The sequence below is a fragment of the Metabacillus sp. KUDC1714 genome (assembly GCF_014217835.1).
Taxonomy (GTDB): Bacteria; Bacillota; Bacilli; order Bacillales; family Bacillaceae; genus Metabacillus; species Metabacillus rhizosphaerae.
Map to the genome: position 1 here is coordinate 3153305 of NZ_CP055263.1, position 21118 is coordinate 3174422.

A 21118-nucleotide genomic window follows, 5' to 3' on the forward strand; every position below is an offset into this window, starting at 1 on the left:
GTATTAATTTTTTTATAAATTTGAAAACAAGGAAGTAAAAGTGCTTCCATACTTTTATCAGTTTAGAGAAACTGTAAATAAAATTAATGATAGCTCATTATCGAATGTTTTGGTTGATTCAAAAGAGAGAATGCTAGATTTCTATCAAGAGACTTGTGATGTAGTTCCACAAGTGAGATCTAGTAGAGAAGTGAAATAATTGAGGTAAATATATCTACTAAAAGAGTATTAGAATGCTTAATAAGGGGATGTTGTTACTTGCAAAACTGCAAGTAACAACATTTTGTAAAACCAAAGGCTAGGAAAAGCTAGCATAGTGTATAAACTACGATTAAAATCCCTCTCATCTATATCGTTCAATCAGTTTTGCTCATTATTGTGAATCATCTTCTTGTTGTTCAGTTGGTTCTTCGCTTGGATCTGGCTCATCTTCATCCACACCATCGTCACATGCTACTAATAACCCCATGGACAAAATGGCTGTCATCATTCCAAACAAGTATTTATTCTTTTTCATGGAAGGCATCTCCTTTCATCTGATGTATACATCCCGTTTTCCCTATAGACTCTATTGCTAAACTCCCCATTAATTTTCGAAATTCAACTTCAAGTAAAATACAATTTATCCAAATTAAATGGTAATGGAACTAAACTGCGACGGGCTTTCATACCCTACTTGAAAACCAGCATCCGAAGCTTCTATCGTTTCTGAAAAGAGTAGCCTTCGTGCCTAAGGGGTACACGATCTTGAGCACCGAAAAGACATATGACGACATAGAGCATATTGGTGATAAACATTGGGAGAAAAATTATAAGGATGGGATTGAATAGCGAAGTACTTAATCTTTAACAGATTAAGTACTTCGCTATTCAAATATTTCACTTAGAACATCTTCTTTTATTTTACATCCCACGAAAATATATTGGGTCCTGAGCAAAAGATATTAGGAGCTACTATAGGAACACATGGGATCAATATGACAATAATTATGAATTACTTTGATGACCGTTATGGAAATAGTTTTTGGAAAAGTACATCTAAGCCTGATATATATCGAATAAAATTTAATAATGAAAGTTTAATCGAAATTAAGAGATTGTGGAGTTAATACATAAAGCATTTATTTTAAATTAGGAGGTTTTTCTGAATCTTAGACAAATGGCAGTTGCTTTACTTTTTAATGATCAGAATTGAGTTGCCCTCTAACCACGAAAGGTTAAGAATGAAAAATGCTTTTTTATCATATCTAGGTTCCTGTCCTATTAAAAATGGGTTCAAAAAAAACGTGATTAACTACTACGGCTTAGCTGTGGTTAACCAGAAATTATGACAAAAAGCAGGTATAATGAACTAACTTTTGAAACAATAATTAATTTTACATTTACTTATCAATAATACTTATTTAATAAATTAGTTTTATTATAAATAAGTAGAGTTTGAATGTTAAAGAATAGCTTACATATTGCTAACTGCCAAGGGTGGAGTATATGGAGAAAACCCAGGTATAGTTACAAGTTCTCTGAAAATGCAAATTTGTTAAAATTATTTGCATGTTGAGGGCTGGCTATACTTGGGTTTTTTGTTGTCGAATTATAGTCTTAAAGTAGTTAGAGAAAGCTAATCAATCAATAAAAATTAAGGGAGGGAATTAGACATGGAATACAAGAAGGAACCTACTCTATGGATATGTGGCTGCTGGTCGTCCATAACTTCAGTAATTTAAAGATAAAATTATTTATTTTTTATTTCTCTATCAAACCTGCTTTTGGAAAAATTATAGCTAGTATATTGAGGTTCTAAATAAGCTGAAAATAAGAGATTCATAGGAAGAGTTGTTTGTGCCTATGTGTATAAATCTAGGATAGATATATCTTTTTCTCAGCATCTTAATAAAAGATTTTACGACTATCTACTATTTTTTTAAATAACAAAACTTCCACAATAGTGTTAAATTTTCTAAATGTTTTTTCACATGATAAATGTATTTAAGAGGAGAGAAAAAAATGAAAAATTCTAATATTGATTCAGAAAAGTTTAATCGGAGAAGTTTTTTAAAGAAAACAGGAAAAGGAGTAGGAATTGCACTTGGTGTTACGATTGCAAATACCTTACCGGTGAATTTTGCTTCTGCACAGTCTAAGAAATTATCCTATCCTTTTACACTGGGGATTGCTTCAGGAGACCCGGTGCCTGATGGAGTTGTTTTGTGGACAAGACTTGCTCCAGATCCTTTGAATGGCGGGGGCATGGATAATCATCCTTTCCCAGTACAATGGGAGGTTTCTCTTGATTCTAGCTTTAAAAAAGTCGTAAAAAGAGGAACAGAGCTTTCCAAACCTCAACTAGGTCATTCTATTCATGTTGAGGTTGATGGCTTGCAACCTTCTACATGGTATTATTACCAATTTAAGGCTGGTTCTGAGATCAGTCCAGTTGGGCGAACAAAAACTGCTCCAGCTTTTGGCAGTCACGTAGATAAGCTGGCTTTTGCATTTGCTTCTTGCCAAAATTGGCCAGTTGGTTATTACACAGCATATCAACATATGTCCAAGGATGATTTGGATTTGGTTATCCATTTAGGTGACTATATATATGAAGGTCGTCATAACTCAAGCGGTGTTAGGCCTATTGAGAAAGATTTTCCAGAAATCTATACGATTGATGATTATAGGAACCGCTATGCTTTATATAAATTAGACGCTGACTTGCAAGCAGCCCATGCAAATTTTCCATGGATTGTTACAAATGATGACCATGAAGTAGATAATAACTGGGCAGGAGATGTCCCGCAAGATCCTGGTAAGCAAAACACGGAAGATTTCTTAAAACGGCGGGCAATTGCTTTTCAAGCTTATTATGAACATATGCCGTTTCGACGTACTTCGTTCCCAAATGGAAGCAGTATGCAATTATATCGGAGACTCAACTTTGGTAATTTAGTAGATTTCAACGTACTTGACACCCGTCAATACAGAGACGACCAGGCAAATGGGGACGGATGGGACAGTCCAACACCTGAGTCTATGGATCCGTCTCGAACCCTGCTGGGAGAAAAACAAGAGCGTTGGTTATTAGATGGATTGACTACTTCTCAGGTAAAATGGAATGTTCTTGCGCAGCAAGTATTTTTTGCAAGACGTGATGGTGCGTTTGGTCCAGAGAAAGAACGCTACAGCATGGATGCTTGGGATGGGTATCCTGGTGCACGCCAGCGGATATTGGACTTTTTAGCAGAGAATAATATAACCAATACGGTTGTCTTAACGGGAGATGTTCACACTAGCTGGGCAAATGAGGTCAAAGCGAACTTTGATGACCAAAACTCCAAAAATGTTGCGGTCGAATTTGTTGGAACTTCTATTACTTCTGGTGGTGACGGATCTGATGTAAATAGCGACACTGCGCAAATACTACAAGAAAATCCACATATTAAATTTTTTAGTAACCAACGCGGTTATGTTCGCTGTACATTAACCCAGCAAAAATGGCAAACAGATTTTATGGTGGTTCCGTATGTAACTAGACCAGGTGCACCAATCCAAACACGCACTTCATTCATTGTAGAAGATGGAAAATCGAATTTACAGCAAGTAACGACTGAAGCCGCTCCGGTTTAAAAACCACTTTTTAATGTATTTATTATTTACATTTTATTGCTGTAAACGAATTAATATTTGAAAATGATAGTCAAAAACAATCTTTTTTATTGATAGATACAAACCTATGAAAAGTATGCAATTTAAATTAGTAGAAATTAAAGTGATGGTAAAGATACTGAGTCAGTCTTTTGCTTTCTCCACCTTTTAGTTTATTAAGAAGTTTAAAAAATATTTTACAATTTAATAATAAGACTCTTAATAATTGATTGATAGAATCTAATTATTGGAGGTTGAAAGTATGGATAAAAAGGAACTTGTAACAAAGAATCCCATTATTGCTGCTGTACGTGACGTATCGTTAATCGAGAGGGCTGTTCTTTCCCCTGTAGAGACAATATTTTTAATGACAGGTGATATTTTCTCAATTGATCACTGTATCGAAGTTTGTAGGAAAAACAATAAGTCGATTTTTTTACATGTTGACTTAATAAAAGGAATAGCAAATGATCGGGAAGGAATTAGATATTTGTCGAGAAAAGTAAAGCCTGATGGAATTGTTTCTACAAGGAATCAATTATTACAAGCAGCGAAAAAAGAGGGGTTATTAGCTGTCCAGCACTTATTCATGATAGATACGTTAGCTTATGAAAATGGGATTCGAAATATTTTAGATATTAAGCCTGATGCAATTGAGATCATGCCCGGATTAATGCCAAGGGTTATTCGAGAATTTACCGAAAAAATAGATTGTCCAATTATTACAGCGGGATTAATCAAAAATCCAGATGAAGTCAAAGAGGTTATTGAAGCTGGGGCTCACGGTGTAGCCATTGGTGAACCAAGATTGTGGGATGTGAGGATTTAGATCTACTTGAATTGTTACAAGAAGCAGGGATAAAGAATCAATTGATGAAATAATAATTAAAAATACTTTTACTTAATCAACATACTTTATTAATGAATGAATTTTACTATTAAGATGTAAAGTTTGAATTTTTTAAAATACCTCCATAATTAAATATTGCTAACTGCCAAGGGTGGAGTATATGGAGAAAACCCAGGTATAGTTACAAGTTCTCTGAAAATACGTGATTGCTTATCTAAGCATGTGTTTTTATAGATACTGGCTATACTTGGGTTTTTTGCTGTTCTTTTTTCATTCTTCAGGGTGGAACGCAATAAAAAACCTATCAATGGAGATGAAAGGAATGACAAATCTTGAAAAAAAGTATTGCATATTCGGTATTGATTCTTGGCTGTTTCTTTATGATGTTGTGCCCTTTTAAAGCAATGGCTCATACGGATAATAGCGAAGGATATTCGAAGATTACGATGGATCGTGAAAATGAAAAATTGCATGTTGACCTTTATATCGATTATTTCGAAATGGGGCGATTAATTGATTACGGAGTGAATCCAGGTGCTACTCCTGCCCAGCTTAGTAAGGCATTATCTGAAAAGAGTAAAGCGTTGTCAGACTACCTATCAGCACATTTTGAGATGTTTTATAACGGAGAAAAGGCAGAAGGAACGATTGTTTCTACGAATGTAGAAAAAAGGGTAGACCGAGATTACGCAAAGGTTTCATTAAATTATCCAATGCCTTCCTCCGAAGCGTCCATTCAAATTTATTACAATATCTTCTTTGATGATAATGATCCGATGCATCGAAACATCTTAACCTATGACTTCGGGGAGAAGAATGGGCAGTTTATCTTTCAGGCTGGAGAAAGGGAGCTGCAGATAGGGGAAGAATCTCTGGTAAACCAAATCACCAGATTCATTAAACTTGGATTTCACCACATTATGATCGGTTATGATCATATCTTGTTTGTCATTGCGCTCGTTATGGGAACGCGGAAGCTTTCAGACGTTTTTGAAATCATTACCATTTTTACAATTGCCCATAGCATTACCCTTGGTCTTACAGCTTTGAAGTTTCTTCAATTACCTGCTGAGATCATTGAGCCGCTTATAGCGTTAAGCATCGCCTATGTAGCAGTAGAAAGCATTCTTGGTTTTTCTTCAAAGTTCAGGCTGACGGTTGTTTTTATTTTTGGACTTATTCATGGGGTTGGATTTGCTGGTGCCTTGCAGCTAAATAATGAAATAACATGGCAAACATTGTTGTCGATCCTTTCCTTTAATGTTGGTGTTGAAGTAGGACAAGCTCTAATTATTACGTTTTTGTTTCCTTTACTGCTTTTAATAAGAAAATTCAAATGGTCATTTTATCTTCAGGGAGCTACGACAGCTTGGATATTGGGTATGGGCTTATTTTGGTACTTTGAGCGCTTTTTAGGCTAATGCATTAGCCATTTAAGGAGGTGGTGCTGCTACTTTGGTTGCAAGATAAATAAACGAAATAGTTTAGAGGAGGAGAGACTATGAAACTAGCAGAAGGCAAATGGAAAATCACGAAGAAAAGGCTAAAAGCAATGACAGCAGTTGTCATGTGTGGTTTGGCCATTTCCGCTATAGCCAAGCCAGTTATTGCAAACAACATGAATGTAACAATTAAGGGTGTCGTTTATGATGACAAAAATGAAAATGGCAAGCGTGACAGCAATGAAAATGGGATTCCGAATGTATCCGTATCAGATGGGAAGAAAATTACAGTAACAGATGAAGAAGGGAATTATCAGTTAGCTACAAGTGCTGATAGACGACAAACGGATATCGTCTTTGTTACAGTTCCTAGCGGATATAATGTTAAAACGGATGAGAACAAAACGCCTCAGTTTTATAAAATGCTAGGCAGCCTTAAAGCAGGCGAAACTCGAGAGCAGGATTTTGGATTGTTACATACGCCAGAAAATAAAAATCCAAACTTTAGCTTTGCCAATGTAGCTGATGTTCACGTAGAGGCTGGAACGACTAATAACCGTGAACGGTTTACGGATCAGCTCAAGCAAATAAATGAGTCAACAGGGGATCCGGCTTTTATTGCTGTCAGTGGGGACCTCACCAACCGGGCGACAGATGCAGAATTTCAGGACTATACCGCGAGTACGGCAACTTCTACCCTTCCTGTTTATCCTGCAGTAGGAAATCATGATTTTGCTCCTGGTTCAGACTATCAAACAAGAATTGATCGTTATCGAAATTATTTAGGACCAGAATGGTACTCTTTTGATTATGGTAATAAGCATTTTGTTACGTTAGAAAACACATTGGGGTTTTCAGAAGCTGACCAATTAGAGTGGTTAAAGCAGGATCTTGCACTAAATGCAAAAGATAAGGAAGTCGTAGTCTTTGTTCATAAACCATTAAATACACCACAAACACCATCACCAGATAATACGAAGCAATTTATTGAACTTCTTAGTGAATATAATACTCGTCTTGTGATGGTTGGACACACGCATGTAAATGATGTAGCACAAGACACGATTCCTGGTGCCGATCATGTAACGACAGTTTCCAGTTCCTACACGATTGATCAGTCGCCTAATGGATTTAGAATGGTCACATTCCAAGGTGACAAACAAGACCCAAAATTTAAGATGTATGATGTGAATAAAAGTGCTTCCATTGTACATCCAGCAAACAATAGTGAAGTTTCACAAGGTAAAATGAATATTTTGGTAAACGCTTATAATACATCAAGCAATGTAAAAAAAGTGGAATACCGTATTGATGGAGGGCCTTGGAAAAAGCTTAAGCAAAGCAGTGGCATGAGTTGGTATGGTACATGGGATGACAGTAAAGCAAAATTAGGAAGACATCATATGGAAGTTCGGGTAACAGATGATGCAGAAAATGTGTGGGCAAAAATTTCTCAATTTACGATTGTTGATAGCGACAAAAAAATTACGCCAAAGAGCGGCAGTGACTGGACAATGTTCCATGGCGATGCACAGCATACGGGTTATGCAAAGGATACGCTTGAAGCAGGCCTTCGCCTAAGCTGGACTTACCATACTCCAGGAACAATCCTTACTTCTTCACCTGCAATTGTAGATGGTATTATCTATATTGGCACCCGTGATGAAGATGGCAATAAACATCATGCCATTCATGCAGTGGATCAAAAAACTGGCAAGAAGCTATGGCAGGTTAAGGCAGATGCACAAGTCCAATCATCTCCTGCAGTTGCTGAGGGAATTGTATATGCTTCGACGATTCGCGGTACCCTTTATGCCATGGATGCAAAAACTGGAAAAATGATCTGGGAAAAGTCAGTAGGAAAAGATGAAGTACAGCGTGCTTGGATGTACTATTCTCCAACGGTTGAAAACGGAGTTGTCTATCAGGCATATAGTACAGGTAGCGGCGGAGCCATGATGGCCATTGATGCTCGCACTGGAAAGGAATTATGGAACTCACCTTTAGCGGGTGGCTGGATCGTTGAATCAACACCAGTTGTAAAAGACGGCAAGGTGTATGTTGGTGCAGACGGTGGCTGGTTAATTGCTCTTGATGCTAAAAGTGGAAAAGAAATCTGGCGACAAAAGCCTGCAGGAGGCTGGATGCATTCTATGCCTTCAATTTCAGATGGACGGGTATATATGGGTTATCAAGGCGGATTGTTAGTTGCTCTTGATGCCTCAACAGGCAAGGAGCTGTGGCGTTATAAGAGTTCAGATTCATCCTATATTCACGGAGGAGCAACTGGATCATCTGCTGCTATAGCTGATGGAGTCGTTTATATGGGATTCCCTGATGGAAATGTAGCAGCTTTAGATGCCGCTTCTGGATTATTGAAGTGGAAGTACCGCACACAAGGTGGAATCATTTCTTCTGCAGCAGTTAGCGGTGAAGTGGTATTTATCGGATCAAATGATGGAAATCTTTATGCATTTGACCGCATGACTGGCCAGCCTTTGTGGCAGCATGAAATTGGGGCATGGGTAGCATCATCGCCTGCTATTTCAGGTAATACCTTAGTGGTTGGTGCGCTTGATGGCAACCTGTATGCATTCACTCCTGGCGGAAAAATGGTTCAACGCTGGCCGCGTATTACCGGAAAAGTAAGCGATGCTAAAACAGGAAAGCCTGTAAGTGGCGCGGCAATTTTAGCTATAAACGACAAGGGTGAAACACAAACCACAGTCGCAGATACAGAAGGTGAATATGTTCTTGGAGTACAGCCAGGGAAGTATACTCTTTCTGCAAAACGGAGAGGTTATCTCAATGGTGATCCGGTTTCTGCACAAATCGTGGCTGGTCAAGTTGAGACGGTCAATCTGCATTTAGAAGAGATTACAGAACCTGTTGCTGGAAAGTCTCAGGAAGCACCTGATTATAATTCAGGAAGTCCGCGATTGGATGCAGTGAACGGTGAAGAGTATCACTATGTGATGAATGATCGAATTCAAGCAACGATCTCTTCGGAAATCGGGACAAACAACCTTGCGGGAACTTTCCAGCCGGGGTGGCTTGGGGATCTTGCTTTGTTGGACAATAATGGAATGGAAACGATTGACTGGAGTGAGATGGTCCTAACTCCGACAATGAATGATCCAAAACGGCCATGGAACCGTGAAGGTGAATGGTTGTCTTTACCTGCTATTCAGGTTGAGGGGGATACTGTAAAAGCTTCAGGACAAGCACAAATGAATCCGGCAGTCAAAACGTCCGTTACGTATAAGGTGCTTCCGAATGCGCCGATTGCAAAGTTTACATTAGAGCTAAACAATACTGGTTCAGAGGATTTTAAGGGATATTTTCAATATTTGCTTGATCCTGACAGTCCTGATGACACAGTATTTGTTCCTGGAATAACAGCTGCAAATCCTGGTTTCATCACATCTGGCTATACAGGGAATTATCTTTATGATGGACCAAAAACAGCAATTTCAAGCCCTGCACACGGAATTGCATGGGTAAATGACCAACCTGCTGGATTAAGTGCTTTTGGCTATATTTTTGGGGCATCCTTTGATGCAAGCGTAGCAGCTGGTCAAAAAAAGTCGATTAGCTGGTACCACATCACTGATTATCCAGCTGAAGGAAGCGACCCTGCAGCTAATATTGCCAATTGGGCTGCTATGATCGGGACATTAGACCCGGAAGCAGCTGAGCAATCAAGAATTCAGGGAAGGGTTACGGATGCCGAAACCAAGCAACCTGTTGAAGGAGTGTTAGTAGAGGCTCTCGATGAAGATAATAAAGTAATTGCCTCTTCAACAACAAATCAAGAAGGAAAATATTTATTTGCAATCCAAAAACCTGGACACTATAAAGTTCAGACAAGTCGTTTGTCCTATGAAAGTGCTTTAATCGATACGAAAATTAGTGCGGGTGAAACCAAGTCTTTGGATCTTCCGCTAAAGCCAGTAACAGTTAATGTTAGTACTGGAAAAGTGTTGCCAGGTCCAGTTTCTGAAGGTTCAAAGCAAGATATATTGATGGAAAACAGCAAACTAGCAATGATGATTGCTTCCGTAACTAATGACGCACAGCTTCCTGGAGTAACGAAAGGAAAGCCGATTGATATTTCAGCTAAAGGCTATCATGATCAAATGGACTGGTTTAATCTTCCTTATGTATCAAAAGAGCAGCCAACAGGACCGGATGCATGGGCACAGCTAACTGTAAAAAGCGAGGAAGTAAAAATAGAGGAATCTACTACTGAACGTGCTGTATTAAGTGTAAATGGTGGATCTATGGAGGATCCAGAATTGAGTGTAAACACTACTTATACCATTTTACCTGACCAAGAGTGGATTTCAGCGGAAACGATCGTAACGAATACGGGCAAGGAAGCAAAATCAGTTTGGCTAGGTGATGCGCTTGATCACGACGGTTCAGGACAGAAAAGCGGTGTTGCCGGTCATGGTTCGATTACGCTACCCTATTCTAGCCCACAGGAGTTTATCCCTACAGAACCGTGGATTGGAATGACTGGAACAGACAGGCAAACAATTGGTCTTGTTTATTCTGGAAATACCACCGGGTTAAAAGCATATGGTAATGGAAATTGGATGATGACCCGACAATTTATTGATCTTCCAGCAGGTAAGAGTCATACGATGACTAGAAAAATTGTGGCTGCACCTGCTGGATCTGAGGATCCGTTTTCGGTACTAAGCGCCATTTTCGAGTAACATCAATACTAAAATCAATACGGGTTGAAGAGTAAATTCTTCAGCCTGTATTTTGATGGTAAAAATTAAATCTTTCAGCTTTACCCAATAGTCCATTCATTATGAATTCTTAACATTGAGATAATATAAGATTTACAATATTGTGTTTAAATAATAAAAGATTAAATTTTTTTATAGGTTGCAAACTTAATAGTACTTTCTACCGAGGGTGGAGAATTGGAGAAAACCCAGGTATAGTTCTTAGTCAGATCGAATAGAAGCTCAATGAATTTCTATTTATTTTGAATAACTATACTTGGGTTTTTTTATTATCAAAAATGGAGGTCAACTTGCAAAAAGAAGAACCCTTAATTAATAAGTAAAAATGTAGAGGTATTTCTATAAATAGATGAAATGCAGCAAGATAACTAAGCAAAGAAAAGGCAGTGACACATAAAAATGACATTTAATCTAGCAAATTGTTCGACATTTATTTTTGACTTAGATGGATCGGTTTATTCTGGTAACAGGTTATACGCTGGAGTACAGAAATTATTGCAATTACTGAGTCTTAGGCAAAAAAAAATATTCTTTTTAAGCAATAACTCTACGGATACAGCGGAATCTATTCGCAAGAAACTGCAAGGGATGGGTTTATCGATTCATCATACTTCTATTCTAGTTGCCACAGAATTGGTAGGTGACTATTTACTAGAAAAGTACGGAAAAATTCGAGTGAAAACGTTTGGGACAACTGCACTTGAACAGTCCATTAAGTCATGCGGGCACATTATATCATCTGCAAGTAGTAAAGATCCATGTGATGTGGTCGTTGTAGGAAGGGATCCATCATTTACCTATGAAAAGCTTTATGATTGTACAAGAACTCTTACAAATGGTGCAAAACTTGTGGCGGTAAATCCGGATCTATTTCATCCAGGTGAAGACGGCAGCAGGGTTCCCGAAACTGGGGCAATTATATCAGCGATCCAAGCGGTATCAGGCTACTCAGACTACGAATCAGTAGGTAAACCTTTTGATTATTCATTTAAAAAGATTCAGGAACAATCTTTATCTGAGCCAAAATCATGCATCATGATAGGAGACAATCCTTACACAGATATTCTTGGAGGATACATGGCTGGAATGCATACAGCATGGATTTCCCATGGAGAAATATTTCCTTCAGAGCTTGGATTCAAGCCGGATGTAACAGTTTCATCCATTGGTGAATTAGTTCCTTACATTTTATTTGGGGAGTTTCAGGAAGAGAGTTACGAGGCTTAGAATTCATGATTTCCCTTGGCTTTTCTCTTAAGTTATGAGATTGCAATTTATACCTAAAAAGTTAGTTAGTGACTTATCAAAGAAAGCAAAAGATAGCATTACCCGTTTACTCTATTAAACAATCATTCGAATTACTTTAATATAAAAGGAGAGATTAATTTGAGTTACGAAAAATGGATAAATAATTTGAGTTCGAAAAAAATGGATCGCCGAAGCTTTCTAGGGACAACTGGGAAAACGATGGCATTTGCTACACTTGGCTTTTCACTTCCTCTTGTACAACCTGATAAGATAAAGGCTTCACCAATTTTCACTACAAATCCTTTTACCCTTGGAGTCGCTTCTGGTGATCCTCTTTCAGATAGCGTTGTTTTATGGACGAGGCTTGCTCCTAATCCACTTGCAGAGGATGGACGAGGCGGGATGGATAATAGCTATGTTTCCGTTGAATGGGAAGTAGCAGAAGATGAAAATTTCAGTAGAATTGTTCGAAATGGTACGGAGATTGCTGGACCTGAGCTTGGACATTCTGTGCATGCTGAAGTGTATGGCTTAAAGTCATGGAGAGAATATTACTATCGTTTTAAAGCAGGTAATGAAATTAGCCCAATTGGCAGAACAAAAACAGCTCCTGAGGAGGGTTCGCATGTAAAAAGTCTTTCGTTCGCCATAGCTTCTTGTCAATCGTGGACAGGTGGACGTTATTCAGCTTATAAACATATGGCTGAAGACAATCTTGATGTCGTTTTTCATTTAGGTGATTATATTTACGAGAAGGGTGATACAGAAACACTTACTGATTACCGGCTTCTTCATTCCCAATATAAAACATCCCCAGATCTGCAAAAAGCTCATGCGGCCTTTCCATTTATTGTTACGTTTGATGACCATGAGGTGGATAATGATTGGTCAAATGATATCTCTGAGCCAAATTATCCGGAAGGGGAACGTGAACGTTTCCTTGCAGTACGCGCAGCTGCTTTCCAGGCCTATTATGAGCATATGCCGTTAAGACGCCGATCTAAGCCTAACGGTCCAGATATGCTTCTCTACCGCAAGTTTACTTTTGGAGATTTGGCAGAATTTAGTGTTTTGGATACTAGACAATACCGAAACAATCAAGTTGGAGCAGGCTTCCCTGGTGGACCTATTCATCCTGATGCATCGAATCCATCAAGAACGCTGATGGGATCTGAACAGGGGAAATGGCTTATTAATAATTTGAAATATTCACGTGTACGTTGGAATGTTATTGCACAACAAACGATAATGGCGCAATTTGACTATGATACAGGAGAAGGGCTTAGTATTAACCGTGATCAGTGGGATGGGTACTCAGCGGACAGGGATCGACTATTTGACTTCATTAAAGAAAGACGCACATCTAATCCAATTGTTCTTAGTGGTGATTGGCATTCAAGCTGGGTCAATGATTTAAAAGAGGATTTCAACAATCCTAAATCAAAAACAATTGCAACCGAATTTGTGGGTACGTCCATCAGTTCAGGCTGCGGGTGGAAGAATCAAGTTGAAGCAGCTCTTACTGCCAATCCACATGTCAAGTTTTTTAATGGAGATTACCGTGGATATGTGCGCTGCCTTGTAACACCTCAAGCATGGCAAAGTGATTATTGTATTGTAACTTCTGCAGATAATCCAGATGCCTCTATAAGCACACTTGCATCATTTGTTGTTAAAAACGGCAAGCCTGGCGCTGTTCGCATCGGGGGAGTGGATGTTTCAAATATTGTATCAAATACAATGTTTGCTGGTAAGGCAAGCCCTATTTCAGTAACACTAAGTAATGGGACGAAAAAAACAGTAAAGGTTGATGTTCGTGTTCATGTTCCAAAGGAGTGGGAAAGTGAAGCTAAAACGATCATTCTTGAACCTTATGGATCATCAACAGCTGAAGTGATGGTAACACCACCTGCCGGAATCCCAGTAACAGAAAAACTTAGTTTAGAAGTAAACGCTGATAAGACAGAGGTATTCGGTACATCAAGAGACTTTTATGTAGTCTCCACATTTTCTAGGGAAGAGCTTTTTCTTGCTTTAGATGCTGGAAGTGAAACGAGTGCGCTATTACCGTCATACACTCGATTATCCCATAAAGATACTTGGGATGTCTCTAAGGGGTATGGATGGGTTGGAACAGTACCATCTTCTAGAGACCGTAACAAGCTGGATGAGTTACAGCGTGATTTTATCCTTTCTAAAGGAAATCCTACGAAACTTAGACTTTCTGTTCCTGCAGGTGTTTACAAAACTTATATTCTAACAGGAGATGCGACATATTCATCTGGTAATACAATCATAAGGTCAGAAGGGAAATTACTTGCCGAGTCTGGTGGAGAATTAAATATCGGACAATTCAAGTGGATACCATTTGAACTAAACGGTGGAGCAGAAGGTCGAGAAATTGAACTTGAAATCACGGGTGCACTCAAGGATGGTTATTGGCGCATTGTAGCACTGGTGATCCAAAATCAACAATCCTAAAAATTAAATAAATATTTCTTGAACCCAATAAATTCCTAAATCCTTTAATTATAATTATCTAGATGTTAATTTTAGTAGTATAGTCAATAATTCTACTGTTTAGAAAGTAAGATAATTAATAAAAACTACTAGTTTTTTACCACAAATGGGGAGGCTAGTAGTTTTTATTTGTCTCCAATTTTTACTACTAAGAAGCATATTTGAGAATAAAAAGACCTTTAGGGTTCTTAGGAATTTTAAATGACATCGTATAGCCAAGAGTATCGAAAGGTCCTTAAGGAAGGTTAAAAAGAAGCTTTATAATAAAAAGATTAGGAATTGAAATAGACTGGCTAGGGACAGAGAGTATCAAAGACTTTCTGTACACCTTCTTCTATTTAAAAGGTTATAGATTTTACGCATTTTAGTAGTAGAATCTTGTGATCTGTTGTTGAGCCAGTATGTTGCTGCAGGGTTTATAACGAGACAGGACAATGATACACTAGTATAATTAACAGCAACTATTATTTCTGGAGAAGTACGTCATACAAAGCAAATTCTACTTACTGTTAAGGCAAAATCGAAAAATAGGAATTTCACCTTTAATTTAATGATTAGGTAAGATCATTAACGGGGCGGCGATAATAAGAAGTAAAAAGCCTATTTTGTCCTATTTGAAGAATATAGCGACATAAAAAAAGACATGAAAAACTACATGTCATTAAAAAAATTTAAATCAATCATAGCTAGACATTTAATAATAATATTGCGGCCAAGAGGAATTCTGATAGTTTGGTTGATAATATGCTGGAGCAGTATATCCGGTGTTATGGTAATAATTTAAATAATGTCCATTTATACTTTCACTCGTTCTTTCGCAGGATGTAGGCGGACCAATAAAGGTAGAAGGTTTAACTGGTTTAATCGCTTGTTTCCATTGATTTTCATCGATGCAATAGGTATGTGCCATAATATTTGAAGGTGTCAATTTTAAGATATCTGATCCTAGAATTACTTCAGGAGTGGGTGCATTAAAAATCGCTAGTAGGTGTGTATGATCTACAGTCGCAACTTCATAATGCCACCACCCATGTGGAACATTTGCTACTTGACCAGGAGTGATAGGAAAATTTTGAATTTGCTTGGTAAAGGGATTTAATATAGAAACAACAGCAGCACCAGAAATGCAGTAAACGAGCTCTGCAGCATTCTGGTGGTAATGTGGTTCTATAACATTATTTGCACTAAGAAAAATATCAAGTAAAGACACATTATCGAGTGTGTTAAGTTGGTTGATACCTAAAACATTAATGTAGTTTTGATTATCTTTTTTCATTACAGGACTTGTATTTACATCAAAAGTAAATTGTGCTGAGGGGGAGGAGTAATCCAAACTCGAAACCATTTAAATTTCCTTCCTTCATTTTTAATTTTCGTTACAAATTAATCTATGCAAATACCTAAATAGGGTGTATTTACACAAATTAATAAATGCATAGAAGGTTTTAATTGATGCGTAGTTCACAACCAGTTAATTATGAATTGCTAGTGAAGATAATATCAAGGAAAATGGAAAGAATTCGAATTCGAATTTTTGGCGGCAATAGCATAATATCAAAGGAGGAAGACATGGAAGTTTTTGCAAAATATTTAGCAGGTATCGATAACCCCGACCACCGCGATAGAACAGAGAAAATTTTGGCTTGGGTTGCTAATAAATACCCAAATTTGGAACCACTAATCAAGTGGAATACGCCAATGTTTTCCGATCACGGCACATATATCATCGGTTTTTCCACAGCGAAGCACCATTTGAGTGTTTCACCCGAAGAAGTAGGCATTGCACACTTTACTGAAGACATTGCCCAAGCTGGCTACAGTGCTACCAAAGGCTTGTTTCGAATTCCGTGGAAAGAGCCGGTAAATTACGAATTGCTTGAGAAAATGATTGAATTTAATATTCAGGATAAAGCAGAATATACAAATTTTTGGCGGAAGTAATACCTCGGCCTTATCAAAAAACGCATGATACGAAAAATGTCATGCGTTTTTGCAAGTCAATTAAGTCGCCAACAGCTCAGGTAGTAGCCGTATGCGAACTCCCGTTAAAATACTTCCCAAGCACCGGTTAATTGATGATGATGAAAGCTTTCTACATAAAATTCTAGGAATTAAGGTGAGAAATTATATGAATAAAATCAAAAAACATAAGCCCAATAATAAATTAAAAATGATTTTACGAGGATTAATGGTCATTATTGGGGGATTTATAGCAGCATATGGACTAGAAGCTGTATTAATTCCAAACAACGTATCTGATGGGGGTGTGACAGGTCTTAGTATCGTTGGTTCACAACTATTTGGATTACCCTTAGGAGCTCTAATTGCAATTATAAATCTTCCTTTTATCTGGCTAGGCTATAAACAAATTGGTAAAAATTTCGCGATTTATTCGACTATCGGAATAGCCTCACTAGCGATTGGTACAATCCTCATGCACCATATTCCAGCGATTATTGATGGAGATACTTTATTAGTTACCGTTGTTGGTGGAATTATCCTAGGTTTTGGGATGGGGTTAGCATTGCGGAATGGCGGAGCATTAGATGGAATTGATATGCTAGCAGTACTGCTATCTCGAAAATTACCGTTTGGGACAAGTGATCTCATTCTTTTCTTAAACACGTTTGTATTTATTGTCATTTCAACGGTATTCGGTCTACAAGGAGCAATACTTTCGGCAATTGCTTACTTTATTGCTTCTAAAGTGATTCATATTGTTGAAGAAGGTTTAAGCGGCTCAAAAACCTTTAAAATTATCACAACTCAACCAAAATTAATGGTAGAGACCATACGTGATCGATTAGGTCGAAGTGCGACATATAATGAAGTTTACGGTGGTTATTCCCATGAAAAATTTAAGGAAATCACTTGTGTCATTAACCGCTTAGAAGAAAGCAAAATAAAGGAAATTATTAATGAAATTGACGAAAATGCTTTTGTTACGGTATATGACGTAGCAGAAGTTAAGGGTGGTAATTTCAGAAAGCATAATATTCATTAGGTAACATTTTAGAAGAAGACTCAGCTCAAAAAACCGTTGAATTACTAGATTTAGGCAGTCCTTACAATAGGGTCTGCCTTTAAGTATTTTATTAGGCAATTGGAAGTGTTTCTGTAATAAATGGGAACACTTTTTTCATTGTAAGCAGGATAGTGGAAGAAATAAAGGCAGAAAAATATATAGATGAAGGAATACTATTAGGAGCCGTGAGACAAAATATAAAGGTGAATGTATTAAACAAGAGTAAAAGGGTGAGGGATATTAGACATGTTTAATATCCCTCACCCTTTATGCTTTCGAACAAGGATAGTTTTGCCTTGTTGAAAGAATTTATAAAAAGTAGTTTTGAGGATTTTTTAATGCACTTGCAATTTTCCTTATTCCCTCTTCAATTCGATGGCCGTCAACATTTGAAACATTCAACTTCAAAATCCGTTCGTGGTAAAAGTCATCTAAATAATTTCTTTCAACTGAATCCAGACTTATGCCTTCTTCATGCAAATGATAAACAAATGATTTCAAATTCACACGCTTGGGCAACCTAATATGACTATGCATTACAATTTCTGATGATGATTCGTACGTTGATAAATGATCTTGTATTGATTGATGCAGAATTTTCGCACGTGCATGATAGATGTTACTGACTTTCGTTTTATTGTGTTCAAACATACCATTTTTCAAATAGAGATATAATGCGGCTTGTGAAATCATAGAGCTGTCGATATCGTTTGTCATTTTGTATTTTTGAAAAATGTCAATAATTGAAGAAGGAAGAACCGCCAATCCAACTCTTAACCCAGGAAACATAATTTTTGAAAAACTTTTTAAATAGATGACTTTATCATGGTAATCATCAGCAAAAAGAGGATCGTTCTTCGGATTGTATTCAAAATCTGCTAAATAATCATCTTCTAAAATGTATACATTATATTGGTCTGCTAATTGTAAAATAGCTTCTTTTTCTTTTTTACTGTATGAAGATCCTAAAGGATTATGGAAGCGTGGCATTGTATAAAAGAATTTAATATCTTCTTCATGAAATATTTTTTCTAGTCGATCTAAATCAATACCTTTCGCGGTACGTTGAATTCCTATTGCTGGCAGCTGTAAGGTTTTCAGCAGTTCCATATATAAATGATAGCTAGGTTGTTCAACTAGAATGGTGGAACGATTATTTGGAAAGGGCATCATACTTACTAAAGAAAGGGCCTGTTGAACACCTGTAGTGATGAAAATCTGTTCGTTATGCGTGAATACTTGGTAAGATTCTAACAGTTTTTTAGCTTCTGCTATGAGTGGCGGCCAACCTTTTGGCGTTCCGTAGCGAAATAATTCTTCTTGATAGGTATCAATTGCTTTATTTATGCAGTGTTGAAATTCTTTATAAGGAAATGCATGCCAAGTAGGAGATGCGCTTGCAAAGTCAATTATGTCAGTGGACAATGGGGTTTTGAAGACTTGATTATCCACAACATAATAACCACTTTTCTGTATGGCATAAATAATATGTTGCTCCTCCAATTTTTTTAAAGCGGTCAATACCGTGCTTTTACTACAAGAATATTGTTGTGTTAAATTTCGAATGGATGGTAATTTTGCACCGGTCGAAAATCTTCCAGACTGAATTTGCATCATAAGTGATTGATAGATTGATTCATATTTAAGCATCATAAACCTCTTTGCACATCTGTATCGGTACAGATGTGTATTTTTTATATCGTAAAGGTTATTATTATCTCTTACGATAATGGTACCGGCCGGATCAATATAAGGGGGTAGTCGAAATCATTGAAAATAGAAATGCATATATTGCAGCAACCATCTATGCAATCATTATCGGATTGTCATTTATGTTTGTTAAAGTGACATTAACGGTTGCAACACCGTTAGATACATTGGCTCATCGGTTTACCATTGCATGGATCGCTGCCACAGTGTTGTTCGTGTTAAAAAAAGAATCGATCAAAGGAACAAAAAAAGATGTACTGCGGATTGCCTTGTTAGCCATCTTATATCCGATACTCTTTTTTGCTTTTCAAGTATTTGGGTTAGTGCATACATCTTCATCGGAAGCTGGCATTATTCAAGCAACAATACCAATTTTTACGTTGATTTTTGCAAGTATCATTTTAAAGGAAACATCAACACGTAGTCAAAAAATAGCGATTGGTTTATCTGTACTCGGTGTGATGTATATTATGTACATGAACGGGGCAGGAGGCACAAATACAAGTCTCCTCGGGACTGGTTTAATTTTACTTTCAGCACTTACCTCCTCACTATACAACGTATTTGCCAGAAAGTTAACACAACGCTATTCGTTATTCACTATCACATATATCATGACCTTGTTTGGGTTTATAGCTTTTAATGGACTGGCACTGACAAACCATGTAATGAATGGAACAGTCCATCAATTTATGCAACCTTTTGGACACTGGGATTTTGTTCTTGCCATTTTATATTTAGGTATCCTATCGTCTTTAGGAACGTCCTATCTTTCCAACTATGCTTTATCAAAAATAGACGCATCGAAAATGAGTGTTTTCAGTAATTTTGCTACGCTCATTACCATTTTAGCAGGGGTAATTTTTTTAAAAGAGGAATTTCATTTATACCACATAGCAGGATCAATTATCATTATCATCGGTGTTGTTGGTACAAACTATTTTGGTGCAAGGGGCAAATTAAATGAAAAAATATAGTCTCTTGCTAATCATAAGCTTCATTTGGGGATCTCAATTTTTCTTCGTGGAATTAGTAACGAATGATGTAGGTTCCATTTCGTTGTCTGCTTTGAAAGCACTGATCGGTGCAATTTGTTTATCAGTGATTAGTCTGTTCCAATCAAAGAAAAACTACACAACCAATACTAAAAAATATTTTTGGATTGCACTTTTTGAAGTAGTCTTGCCGTTTATTCTTATTGCACAAGGCCAAAAGTACGTATCGAGCAGTATTGCATCTATGCTAATCGCAATGGTCCCAATCTTCACATTGGTATTTTTCGTATTGCTCTTCAAAAAGAAAGCTAGCCACTTTGACATAGTCAGCATAGTATTAGGATTTTTAGGAATTGTGATCTTATCGTGGCCAACGCAAGGAATTATGAACGTTTCAGGTAATATATTGGGTAATGTGTTGCTCATTCTTGCTGCTATAAGTTTTGCATTGTCTTTAATTCTAATGGAAAAATTAGAAGATGGTTCTCCGGTGGTCCATATGAGAAATGTTTTATGGATTGCAAGTATTGTCTTATTGCCAATGGCATTCCTTTTTGAAAAGCCATTACAAATCGATATCAATCATTCACAAGTAATATATATTATCATTTTAGGTGTATTCCATGCAGGAATTGTCTATATGCTGTATAATCTCTTAATTCAAGAAGAGGGAGCATTATTTGCCTCTTTTAGCAACTATATTAACCCGGTTATTGGTGTAATTTTAGGCTATATTATTTTAAAAGATCCATTATTTTTGCAGCATAAGATTGGCATATTAATCATTCTTCTAGCACTTTTATTTTCGAATCCTGCTATTTTTAGAAAATGGGTTAGGAAGGATAATTAATAGAGAATATCCTTGTGTATAATGAGCTTATTTCAGGTTGATTGGAACGGATTGCGAGACTCCTGCGGGAGTAGCGGGA

The 21118-nt window shown here is 37.2% G+C and carries 14 protein-coding genes; 11 read left to right on the forward strand and 3 right to left on the reverse strand.

The genetic code is table 11. The annotated features are described in order from the left end of the window. Positions 1 to 40 precede the first annotated feature (40 nt). Positions 41 to 199, forward strand: a complete 159-nt coding sequence (locus HUW50_RS14895; protein ID WP_185652988.1) for a hypothetical protein — start codon at positions 41 to 43, stop codon at positions 197 to 199. Positions 200 to 373: 174 nt separating this feature from the next. Here the strand turns inward: HUW50_RS14895 and HUW50_RS14900 are convergent, their stop codons facing one another. Further along, positions 374 to 517 carry a hypothetical protein gene (locus tag HUW50_RS14900; protein ID WP_185652989.1) on the reverse strand — a complete coding sequence of 48 codons (144 nt, stop codon included), beginning with the start codon at positions 515 to 517 and terminating at the stop codon, positions 374 to 376. 1487 nt (positions 518 to 2004) lie between these two features. Here HUW50_RS14900 and HUW50_RS14905 point away from each other — a divergent pair. From HUW50_RS14905 to HUW50_RS14930, 6 genes are all read left to right on the forward strand, one after another. Next, positions 2005 to 3618 (forward strand): alkaline phosphatase D family protein, encoded by a 1614-nt coding sequence (locus HUW50_RS14905; RefSeq protein WP_066324045.1) that lies wholly within the window; start codon positions 2005 to 2007, stop codon positions 3616 to 3618. A 280-nt stretch (positions 3619 to 3898) separates the two neighbouring features. After that, on the forward strand, positions 3899 to 4465 hold the full coding sequence (locus HUW50_RS14910; RefSeq protein WP_066324050.1) for a glycerol-3-phosphate responsive antiterminator: 567 nt from the start codon (positions 3899 to 3901) through the stop codon (positions 4463 to 4465). A gap of 353 nt (positions 4466 to 4818) precedes the next feature. Further along, positions 4819 to 5907, forward strand: a complete 1089-nt coding sequence (locus HUW50_RS14915; protein ID WP_185652990.1) for a HupE/UreJ family protein — start codon at positions 4819 to 4821, stop codon at positions 5905 to 5907. Between the two features lie 80 nt (positions 5908 to 5987). Beyond that, positions 5988 to 10652 (forward strand): outer membrane protein assembly factor BamB family protein, encoded by a 4665-nt coding sequence (locus tag HUW50_RS14920; RefSeq protein WP_066324059.1) that lies wholly within the window; start codon positions 5988 to 5990, stop codon positions 10650 to 10652. A 438-nt stretch (positions 10653 to 11090) separates the two neighbouring features. Further along, the gene (locus HUW50_RS14925) at positions 11091 to 11918 is read left to right on the forward strand and encodes an HAD-IIA family hydrolase (protein ID WP_083964404.1); all 828 of its coding nucleotides are present in this window, start codon (positions 11091 to 11093) and stop codon (positions 11916 to 11918) included. Positions 11919 to 12077: 159 nt separating this feature from the next. Further along, positions 12078 to 14420, forward strand: a complete 2343-nt coding sequence (locus tag HUW50_RS14930) for an alkaline phosphatase D family protein (RefSeq protein WP_066324080.1) — start codon at positions 12078 to 12080, stop codon at positions 14418 to 14420. Between the two features lie 733 nt (positions 14421 to 15153). On the opposite strand, the gene HUW50_RS14935 is transcribed toward HUW50_RS14930, so the two are convergent. Further along, a complete protein-coding gene (locus tag HUW50_RS14935) occupies positions 15154 to 15804 on the reverse strand; it encodes a cupin domain-containing protein (protein WP_066324083.1) in 651 nt (216 codons plus the stop codon). A 224-nt stretch (positions 15805 to 16028) separates the two neighbouring features. Here HUW50_RS14935 and HUW50_RS14940 point away from each other — a divergent pair, with 224 nt between their 5' ends. Then, positions 16029 to 16400, forward strand: a complete 372-nt coding sequence (locus HUW50_RS14940; RefSeq protein WP_066325730.1) for an iron chaperone — start codon at positions 16029 to 16031, stop codon at positions 16398 to 16400. Positions 16401 to 16587: 187 nt separating this feature from the next. After that, positions 16588 to 17463 carry a YitT family protein gene (locus HUW50_RS14945; RefSeq protein ID WP_066324086.1) on the forward strand — a complete coding sequence of 292 codons (876 nt, stop codon included), beginning with the start codon at positions 16588 to 16590 and terminating at the stop codon, positions 17461 to 17463. Positions 17464 to 17793: 330 nt separating this feature from the next. Here HUW50_RS14945 and HUW50_RS14950 read toward each other — a convergent pair whose 3' ends face one another. Next, on the reverse strand, positions 17794 to 19134 hold the full coding sequence (locus tag HUW50_RS14950; protein ID WP_066324096.1) for an aminotransferase-like domain-containing protein: 1341 nt from the start codon (positions 19132 to 19134) through the stop codon (positions 17794 to 17796). A gap of 116 nt (positions 19135 to 19250) precedes the next feature. On the opposite strand from HUW50_RS14950, the gene HUW50_RS14955 reads away from it, so the two are divergent. Together HUW50_RS14955 and HUW50_RS14960 are read left to right on the forward strand one after the other, a co-directional pair. Next, positions 19251 to 20171, forward strand: coding sequence for a DMT family transporter (locus HUW50_RS14955; RefSeq protein ID WP_066324098.1), 921 nt, complete (start codon positions 19251 to 19253; stop codon positions 20169 to 20171). Further along, on the forward strand, positions 20158 to 21039 hold the full coding sequence (locus HUW50_RS14960; RefSeq protein WP_066324101.1) for a DMT family transporter: 882 nt from the start codon (positions 20158 to 20160) through the stop codon (positions 21037 to 21039). The genes HUW50_RS14955 and HUW50_RS14960 overlap by 14 nt, the downstream gene beginning before the upstream one ends. Positions 21040 to 21118 lie beyond the last annotated feature (79 nt).